This is a genomic window from Nonomuraea sp. NPDC049637 (assembly GCF_040675235.1).
Classification (GTDB): Bacteria; Actinomycetota; Actinomycetes; order Streptosporangiales; family Streptosporangiaceae; genus Nonomuraea.
Genome location: NZ_JBFAOM010000077.1, coordinates 22,654 through 29,044, shown reverse-complemented (window position 1 = coordinate 29,044; position 6,391 = coordinate 22,654). Strand labels below are relative to the sequence as shown.

At 72.1% G+C, this 6,391-nt stretch carries 8 protein-coding genes; 2 read left to right on the top strand and 6 right to left on the bottom strand.

The window, feature by feature from the left end; translation table 11 throughout:
- The 3 genes from AB0J71_RS47650 to AB0J71_RS47640 form a co-directional block, all read right to left on the bottom strand.
- Nucleotides 1-1,268 (bottom strand): GMC family oxidoreductase N-terminal domain-containing protein (locus AB0J71_RS47650; protein ID WP_364420929.1); only part of this gene is annotated, 1,268 nt, incomplete at its 3' end.
- On the bottom strand, nucleotides 1,265-1,573 hold the full coding sequence (locus tag AB0J71_RS47645) for a Nif11-like leader peptide family natural product precursor (protein ID WP_352330861.1): 309 nt from the start codon (nucleotides 1,571-1,573) through the stop codon (nucleotides 1,265-1,267). The genes AB0J71_RS47645 and AB0J71_RS47650, both read right to left, overlap by 4 nt.
- Nucleotides 1,570-1,815 carry a hypothetical protein gene (locus AB0J71_RS47640; protein ID WP_352330859.1) on the bottom strand — a complete coding sequence of 82 codons (246 nt, stop codon included), beginning with the start codon at nucleotides 1,813-1,815 and terminating at the stop codon, nucleotides 1,570-1,572. Before AB0J71_RS47640 ends, AB0J71_RS47645 begins: the two co-directional genes overlap by 4 nt.
- A 284-nt stretch (nucleotides 1,816-2,099) precedes the next feature.
- On the opposite strand from AB0J71_RS47640, the gene AB0J71_RS47635 reads away from it, so the two are divergent.
- Nucleotides 2,100-2,480 carry a MerR family transcriptional regulator gene (locus tag AB0J71_RS47635; protein ID WP_352330857.1) on the top strand — a complete coding sequence of 127 codons (381 nt, stop codon included), beginning with the start codon at nucleotides 2,100-2,102 and terminating at the stop codon, nucleotides 2,478-2,480.
- Nucleotides 2,477-3,727, top strand: coding sequence for an MFS transporter (locus tag AB0J71_RS47630; protein WP_364420927.1), 1,251 nt, complete (start codon nucleotides 2,477-2,479; stop codon nucleotides 3,725-3,727). Before AB0J71_RS47635 ends, AB0J71_RS47630 begins: the two co-directional genes overlap by 4 nt.
- A gap of 52 nt (nucleotides 3,728-3,779) precedes the next feature.
- Here AB0J71_RS47630 and AB0J71_RS47625 read toward each other — a convergent pair whose 3' ends face one another.
- The 3 genes from AB0J71_RS47625 to AB0J71_RS47615 form a co-directional block, all read right to left on the bottom strand.
- The gene (locus AB0J71_RS47625; protein ID WP_364420925.1) at nucleotides 3,780-4,865 is read right to left on the bottom strand and encodes a hypothetical protein; all 1,086 of its coding nucleotides are present in this window, start codon (nucleotides 4,863-4,865) and stop codon (nucleotides 3,780-3,782) included.
- Between the two features lie 113 nt (nucleotides 4,866-4,978).
- Nucleotides 4,979-5,440 (bottom strand): nuclear transport factor 2 family protein, encoded by a 462-nt coding sequence (locus AB0J71_RS47620; RefSeq protein ID WP_352328301.1) that lies wholly within the window; start codon nucleotides 5,438-5,440, stop codon nucleotides 4,979-4,981.
- A gap of 25 nt (nucleotides 5,441-5,465) precedes the next feature.
- Entirely contained in the window at nucleotides 5,466-6,362 is an 897-nt protein-coding gene (locus tag AB0J71_RS47615; RefSeq protein ID WP_352328300.1) for an alpha/beta hydrolase, read from the bottom strand.
- Nucleotides 6,363-6,391 lie beyond the last annotated feature (29 nt).

The window sequence follows — 6,391 nt, the reverse complement described above, 5'->3', positions numbered from 1 at the left end:
CCGGGGGCCAGCTCCCGCCCGCGCAGGGAGTCGAAGGCCGCGTCCGAGACCAGCTCCCTGGCCAGCACGACGGCCTCGGTCAGCAGCCGCAGATCGGCGGCGGCCGCCAGGTAGCGCGGGTCGATGATCGGACGCAGCGGGTCGCCGGGACGCAGCCGCACCTCGCCCCTGCTCTCCGGCTGCAGCAGGATCGGCGCGAAGGTGAACCCCGGGCCGTCCGTCTTGTACCGGTCGTCGATGAACTGCACCGGACCGAAGAAGAACTGCAGGTCCGGCCCGTCGCCGCCCAGGACGTTGGTGAACAGCCCCGCCTCGGCCAGCAGCTCGGGGAAGGGCAGCTCGCGCAGGCTCTCGTAGCCGATGCCGAACAGCACGTGGTCCTGCAGGTTGCGGCCCACGCCCGGCAGGTCGGCGACCACCTCGACGCCGTGCTCGCGCAGGTGCGCGGCCGGGCCGAGGCCCGAGCGCAGCAGCAGCGCAGGCGAGCCCAGCGCGCCGCAGGCCACGACGACCTCCTGCGCGGCCGTGGCCCGGTGCGCGCGCCCGTCCTTGACGTACTCCACGCCCGTGGCCCGGCCGCCCTCGACGGTGAGGCGGGTGACGACGGCGCCGGTCTCCAGCGTGAGGCCGGGCTCGCCGAGCACCGGCGCCAGGAACGCCTCCGACGTGCTGGAGCGGCGGCCGTCCTTGTCCCGGGTGGACTGGTAGAAGAAGGCCAGGCCCTCCTGCCGGGGGCCGTTGTAGTCGCCCGTGCCGTCGGCGCGGCCGCGGGCGATCGCCGCCTGCACGAAGGCGCGCGAGGCGTCCGACGGCGAGCCGTAGTCCACGACCTTCAGCGGGCCGCCGCCGCCCCGGTACTCCGGCGAGCCGCCCGGGTAGTCCTCCGAGCGCCTGAAGTAGGGCAGCACCTCGTCGTAGGACCAGCCGTCGTTGCCCAGCGCGGCCCAGCCGTCGAAGTCGCGGCGGTTGCCCCGCACGTACATCATGGCGTTGACCGAGCTGCCGCCGCCGGTCACGCGGCCCTGCGGGATGGGCACGACCCGGCCGCCCAGCTCCGGCTGCGGGGTGCTGGCGTAGTCCCACACGAACTCCGGCGAGCCCCACATCGACGTCATCGACGGCACGTCCGTCCGGTGCACGCACTCGGCGTCGTCCGGGCCGCCGGCCTCCAGCAGCAGCACCCGGCAGCCCAGCGCGTCCAGCAGCCGCCTGGCCAGGACGCACCCGGCGCTGCCCGCGCCCACCACGATGTAGTCGTAGGCGCTCACGACGGCTCCAGCAGCCGGGCCCGCTCCAGCGCGGGCAGCAGGTCGCCGACCAGGAACTCCAGGTAGTGCTGCCCCCACATCGTCCGCCAGAGCGGGAAGGTGGCGTCGAAGGCGTCGCCGCGCAGGTCGGCCAGACGCTCCTCCAGCTCCCACACGACGCCGTTGAAGTCGCCCTCGGAGAACGGCAGCCCGTGCTCGGCCGCGGCGGCGATGACCTCCGCCTTGCTCTTGTCCTTCAGCGACTCCAGCACGTCGGCGCGCGAGCCCGCCAGGCGCAGGAACGCGATCAGGTTCGTCCCGCTCATGCCACCGGCCGCCTCTCGTCGGCCGCGAACCCGCGCAGCTCCTCCGCCCCGAACCTGGCCACCACGTGATCGAGCAGGTAGTCCAGGTAACGCCTGCCCCACATGTGCCGCCAGAGCGTGCTGCCGCCGTCGACGGACTCGCCGTCCTTGGCGACGATGACCTCGATCTCCAGGGCACCGACCACCGACACCAGCTCCTCGGCGGTGAACCGGAAGCCCTCGTCGGAGGCGTGGAACAACAATTGACTGAGATTTCTCGCGCTATACTCAGCGCGTCTTTGCGGATTCTCCCGGAGATCGCCGAGGAATCTCACGAATTCGCTCTTCGCCATTGGCACCACCATTTCGTCCGGCGCTACGGAAGAATCATGTTCAGCCGCCGGAAAACGCGTCAACGCGCCGTCCGGCGGTGACCGGGCGGTATGGAGGTAGCCGGTCCCATTCCGTCAAGTCCGAACCCGCATTCACCGGAATTCCGGCGAATGCACTTGACTTGGATCGCGCTCGAAGGGCGACAATGATCGGTATGAGTCAGAGCCTGACGATCGCGGAAGTCGCAGCCGAGACCGGCCTCAGCGCCCACGCGCTGCGCTATTACGAGAAAGCCGGCCTGATGCGGGAGACGCCGCCGCGCGGCGGGAACGGGCACCGCCGCTACACCGAGCGTGATCTGGCCTGGATCCGCTTCCTGACCAGGCTGCGCGGCACCGGGATGTCCATCGCCGACGTCCGCCGCTACGCCGAGCTGGTGCGTGCCGGCGAGAGCACGACCGCCGAGCGCAAGCAGATCCTGCTCACCCACCGCGAGGAGGTGGCCAAGCGCATCGACCAGCTCAAGGACGACCTGGCCGCCATCGACTACAAGATCGACATCTACGAGAAGCTAGAGGAGAAGTACCAGCTGTGACCGCGCCGCCGCGGCCGGACAGCGAGCCAGGCCAGGCCGCCTTCGGCCCCCGCTTCGTCACGGCGGTCTCGGTCGGCTCGCTGCTCAACCCGATCAACTCCTCGATCATCGCCATCGCGCTCGTGCCCATCGCCCACCACTTCGGCGTGGGCGCCGACGCCACCTCCTGGCTGGTGTCGGCCCTGTACCTGGCCACCGCGATCGGCCAGCCGGTGCTGGGCCGGCTGGCCGACCGGCTCGGCCCGCGCCGCGTCTACCTGGCCGGGCTCGTCACGGTCGCGGCCGGCGGGCTGCTCGGCTACTGGGCGCCGACCCTCGGCCTGCTCGTGGCCGCCCGCGTGGTGATCGGCCTCGGCACCTCGGCCGCCTACCCGGCCGCCATGAGCATGGTCCGCCGCAGGTCGCAGCGGTCCGGCGGCGCCGCGCCCGCCTCGGTGATGGGCGCGCTGGCCATGGCCGGGCAGGTCAGCATGGTGCTCGGGCCGCCGCTCGGCGGGCTGCTCGACGCGCTCGGCGGCTGGCGCTGGATCTTCCTGGTCAACCTGCCGATGGCGGTGGCCGGGGTGGTCTCGGCGCTGCTGTGGCTGCCGCGCGACGAGCCGTACGAGCGAGCTGGCGCGGACGGCGGCGGCAGCCTGCGCGACCTGGCCGGCAACCGGCCGCTGCTGGTCACCTACCTGCGCAACGCGGTGACCTTCATGGCCACGTACGGCTTCCTGTACGGCTGGACCCAGTGGCTGGAGCAGGGCAGAGGGCTGACGGCGGCGATCGCCGGGCTGCTGCTGATGCCCACCTCGGCCGTGGGCGCGGTGGTCTCGGGGCTGGCCGCGCGGGCCGACGGCGCCTCAGGCACGGCGCGCTGGATGTTGCCGGCCGGCGCCGCGGCCCTGCTGGCCGGCTGCGCCTGGCTGCCGGCCCTCGACGGCGGCGCGTCCATCCTGTCGTTGTGCCTGCTCAGCATGGTCTTCGGGGTACAGAACGGGCTCAACATCGTGGGCAACCAGGCCGCCATGTACGCCCAGGCGCCGCCCGGCCAGATCGGCATGGCCGCCGGCCTGCTGCGCACCTCGCAGTACGCCGGGGCGATCTGCTCGGCGCTGCTCATCAGCGTGACCTACGGCGAGCGCGCCACCGACGAGGGGCTGCACCGGCTGGGCGTGGTCCTGACGGTCACCTCGGCGCTGCTGCTGGCCGGCACGCTCGTCACGGCGATCCGCCAGGGCCGCGCGGGCGGCGGGCGCGCGTGAGCGGGGAGGGGCCTGCCGCCCCTCCCCGCTCACGGGGTCCGCGCCGCCCGGCTCAGCGGGGGCTGATCACGTCACTGATCGCGAACCCGGTCAGGTTGGTCACGTTGGCGCCGCCCACCGACAGGATCGTGGACGTGCCGGGCACGCGGTCCACCGCGTACGCGCCCGCGTACCCGGCCGACGGGCGGGCCGGGCCGCTGACCCGGGTCCACGAGGCGCCGTCGAAGTACAGGTAGGCGGGCGAGGTGGTGCCGCCGCCGGTCGGGATGACCAGGTGGCCCTCGCCGTCGCCGCTGATGCTGGCCGAGCCGTTGCCCGGGGCGCCGGGCAGCGCCGAGACGGTCCAGCGGGCGCCGTCGTAGCGGGCGATGGCCGGGGTCGCGGGCCGGTTCGCCCGGGGCTGGTAGCCGCTGACCCAGATCCTGCCGGGGCCCTCGACGTACACGCCCCGCGGGTTGACGCCGGGCCTGCCCAGCGAGCGCAGGGCCGTGCCGTCCCACAGGACGACGCCGTTCTCGGCGGCGAAGACGATCTGGTCGCCGCCGTCCACGGCGCGCAGCAGGCCCAGGTTCTCGGTGCGCGGGTAGACCGTCCAGGAGCCCTGGCGCAGGCGCAGGATGTCGGTGCCGCCGCTGCTCTTGTACCTGATCGACCAGAGCGAGCCGTCCTTGGTGGCGGCGAGCGGGCCGGTCCACTCGTCGCCGGGCACCGGGGGCGTCCAGCCGGGCGGGGGCGGGATCTCCGACCAGGCCGAGCCGTTCCAGTACGCCGAGCGCGGCCAGGACACGTCGGCGATGCTTTTGCTGCCGGTCACGTACACCTGGTCCGGCGCGACGGCCGCGACGCAGCACGGGCTCGGCACGTCGTACCCGGCGGTGAGCGGCAGCCTGCTCCAGGACGAGCCGTCCCAGCGCAGCACGGAGGTGTCCGGCGAGCCGTCGTAGCCGCGCCAGCCGACGGCGTAGGCGTGGGCGGCGTCCAGCACGTCGACGCTCCAGAGGGTGGTGGGGTCGCCGGGCGGGTCCACGGCCCGGAAGGACGGGGTCAGGAGCGCCTGGGCCGGCGTCGCCGCCGCCAGCGCGGCGGTGACGGCCAGGGCGGCGGCGGAGGCGCGGAGGACGCCACGCAAACGGGTCATGTCTTCTCCTGTGGGCGCGTTCCTGCGGAAAAAGGGGCACGAAGGAAGGCCGGGACGGCCCGCGGGCACGAGAAAGCGGGCCGGTACCGACCGGCCCGCCGGGGATCGCCCGCTCAGTCGTCGGATCTGCGCCCGTCGGGGCCGATCGGGCCGAAGAACGAGCTGAAGTTGGCGGTACCGTCGCCGAAGATGCCGCCGCGGCCCTCCACGATGCGGCCGTTCTCCCACCGCATCAGGTCCACCCCCTCCATCTGCAGATGCTCGTAGAAGGAGGTGCCGTCCGAGCCGGTGCGCTTGCGCACGGCGGTGCACCGGTTGACGTCGATGGTGTAGCCGTCCACCGGGTTGACCAGGCAGGCGATCTGCTCCATGCGCAGAGTGCCGCCGGCCAGCCGCTGCCAGGTCTTGATGAAGCCCATGAAGGCGTCCAGGCCGTCGTGCCATCCGGCGTACGGGTGGTTGCCGGGGGACTGGAACCGCACGTCGGGGTGCCAGTACTCCAGCGCGCGCTCGCGGTCGCCGGACCGCAGCGCCTGGTGTGCCGCCGCCAGTCGCTCAGCCGTCAGATCCGACATCGCTCTCCTCTCACTGCATCGGGTGCTACTGCATCGGGTGCTTGGCGAGGAAGGCCGAGACGCCTTCGCCGACCGCTCTCGGGTTCATGATCTGCAGGCCGTGGGTGGCGCCGACGATGCCGCAGCGCTCGGCCTGGGGCAGCCAGTTCATGAGGAAGTGCTGGGCCTCGCGGAAGCCGGGCATGGCCGCCTCGCTGTCCAGGCCCATCACGGCCAGCACCGGCATCCGCGGCTTCTCCGGCACGAGCTGGTCGGCCTTGGACATGCGGAAGCCCCAGCCGCCCAGCGCCGGGAAGTCGACCTTGAACGTGACGTCCGCGCACTCCTCGACCCGCTCCCACACGTCGAGGGGGCAGGTCATGTCCACGGAGCCGAGGTAGCTCGGGCCGCAGACGGCGGCCATGAAGTCGCAGGCGGCGGTGAGCTTGTCGCCCTTCTGCACCAGCTCGATGGCCGTCATCACGGCGTCGTTGTTGGCCTTCTCGGCCTCGGCGCCCTCACGCGGCAGGTACGGCTCCAGCAGCACCGCCGAGTGCGTGCGCTCGGGGTAGGAGAGCATGAACTGGAAGCCGATCACCCCGCCGAAGGAGTACGACATGACGTGCGCCTTGTCGATGCCGAGGTGGTCGAGGAGCTGCTTGGCGTGCTCGGCGCCCTCCTCGATGCTGAGGCTGTCCTTCTCCAGCGTGCTGCCGTTGTAACCGGCGCGGTAATAGCTGATGAACTGGTACTTGTCCAGCAGCTCCGGGTTGTACTTCAGGAGCGGCGTGATGAGACCGTCCGAAATGGAGGTGCAGTGGATGCACAGGACGGGCTCGCCGCGCCCCACGACGGTGTAACGAAGTTCCGCGTTGCTGACCTTGACTCGCTTGTCGTGGTCGAGTTTCCAGTCTCGACCGGCGTACAAAGCATTCGCGCTCATGCCATTCCTCTCACGCGATCACTCGACCG